Origin of the sequence: Neochlamydia sp. EPS4 (genome assembly GCF_000813665.1) — a bacterium.
GTDB lineage: Bacteria > Chlamydiota > Chlamydiia > Chlamydiales > Parachlamydiaceae > Neochlamydia.
Map to the genome: position 1 here is coordinate 1 of NZ_JSDQ01000005.1, position 2052 is coordinate 2052.

Below are 2052 nucleotides of genomic sequence, written 5' to 3' on the forward strand. Positions count from 1 at the left end.
GCCTCAGCTTACCAAGCTTGAATTAGCGGCAAATCCTTTGAAAGATATTCCAGAAAAAATAAGGCAGCGTTTTCAATTGTAGAATGGTTGTAAGTACTTTTTAAATTGAGGGGAGCTGAGCTGACACGACTTTACTTAAGCCAAAGCCAGCTCACCGCTCTGCCTACAGAAATCGGGCAGCTGTCTGATCTGCTTTTCTTCCGGCAACTAAGCAAGTTTAAACTAACCTACACATTTATAACGACAAGAAGGTTCTCTCTTTTTCTGCAGATTGCTATGCTGGAAGAACAACTTTCCTTGACAGGAAGAAACTGGTGTATTGTATTCTATCATTCATAGGAAGAATTAAGGCAAGGCATCAAAAAGAGCCGTTTTCCTCAAACTCATTCTTTTAGCCAAATCAAAATTGCCGCGTCACTTAATCCCCAAAAGCTGTGGTTGCTCCTGAATGCTTAGAAGGTCTACCCCCTTTCCGTGAATCTATCTGAAAAAAAAGCGAGGTAGATTATCTGTGAGTTGTTTTTCATTGATAACGATACGAATTCGTTTGACTTGCTTTTTTAATTTTTTTATATTGTTTTTAAAAATATAAATGCTGAAAAAGTTATCCCTACCATTGGAAATAAAATGCACCCTATCTCTTCGGCATCTATTGAAAGCTTGCCCAATGAATTGCTGCTCCCTATCTTGGAGGCTTGCGCAGTTCCTTCCTTATTTAGCGTCTGTAAAAGATGGCATCATCTGCTGGCTTCTGAAACGATGCCTTCTCTTTATAAAAAAATAGCCCATCTTCATTTCTCCAGGGGGAATGCCACTACCCAGCGAACTCTTATGTTAGCTAAAGTTTATCAGCTCAATCCTGGACTTACCTCTACCGAAAAAGTTTATCAAGTTTTTAAACAAGTTTTTACCTTAGCTAAATCTCTTTCTCCTTTGGAATTTAAATGGAAAACAGAAGAAAAAAGAGGCTTAACTCTGGCTAATTACTCTTCTTATCTCTTAAATATTAATCGCCTTTTACTTTGGAATAAACTTCCTGGTGGGGAAAAATACTTGAGCCGAGAAGAAATTAAGCTCTTGCCTCTAGGAAAAAAAGGAGAGCTTCTTAGAGATTGGATTAAAAAAAATTGTAAAAACATCAAGGTTTTAAATTTATCTAAAGCAGGCTTGACTTACTTACCCCCAGAAACAGGTCAATTGTTTCGGCTGACACGGCTCTACTTAAGCGAAAACCAGCTCACCAGCCTGCCTGTAGAAATGGGGCAGCTGCCTAAGCTACAATGGCTTGATTTAAGCCAAAACCAGCTCGCCAGTCTGCCTGCAGGAATCGGGAGGCTTTCTCGGCTGCGATTGCTTAACTTAAATCAAAACCAGCTCACGAGCCTTCCTGCAGAAATAGGTCAATTGTCTCAGCTGCAAACGCTTGATTTAAGCCAAAACCAGCTCACTAGCCTGCCTGCAGAAATCCGGCAGTTGTCTCAGCTGCAATTGCTTTACTTAGATCAAAACCAGCTCACTAGTCTGCCTGCAGAAATCGGACAGCTGTCTGAGCTGCAAACGCTTTACTTAGGAGAAAACCAGCTCGCCAGTCTTCCTGCAGAAATAGGGCAATTGTCTCGGCTGGAATGGCTTTACTTAAATCAAAACCATCTCACCAGTCTGCCTGCAGAAATAGGTCAATTGCTTCAGCTGCAACATCTTTACTTAAATCAAAACCAGCTCACCAGCCTTCCTGCAGAAATAGGCCAATTGTCTCAGCTGGGATGGCTTTACTTAAGAGAAAACCAGCTCACCAGTCTTCCTGCAGAAATCGGGCGGCTGTCTCAGCTGCAAACGCTTGAATTAGCGGAAAATCCTTTGAAAGTGAAAGATATTCCAGGAATAATAAGGCAGCGTTTTCAATGGTAGAATGGCCGTAAGTACTTTTTAACGGAAGTTCCATTTTTTTTATAAGGTTAAAGTGATTAATTATTTTATTATTAAAGCTTTATGGCTTTTTTATATAAATTTGTAGTCACCAAAATATTACTTAAACTTGTTTTTAGTATTTAC

Annotated in this window: 2 protein-coding genes; both read left to right on the plus strand. The window is 39.9% G+C overall.

What is annotated here, in order from left to right; translation table 11 throughout:
* Positions 1 to 105 precede the first annotated feature (105 nt).
* Positions 106 to 339: a hypothetical protein gene (locus tag DB42_RS11055; protein ID WP_155117344.1), complete on the plus strand. Its 234-nt coding sequence runs from the start codon at positions 106 to 108 to the stop codon at positions 337 to 339.
* A 288-nt stretch (positions 340 to 627) separates the two neighbouring features.
* On the plus strand, positions 628 to 1908 hold the full coding sequence (locus tag DB42_RS00340) for a leucine-rich repeat domain-containing protein (RefSeq protein WP_052435840.1): 1281 nt from the start codon (positions 628 to 630) through the stop codon (positions 1906 to 1908).
* Positions 1909 to 2052 lie beyond the last annotated feature (144 nt).

What these genes read in the sequence shown, in the direction of transcription:
- DB42_RS00340 (WP_052435840.1), top strand. Translation starts at nt 628, where the DNA reads ATGCACCCTATCTCTTCGGCATCTATTGAAAGCTTGCCCAATGAATTG.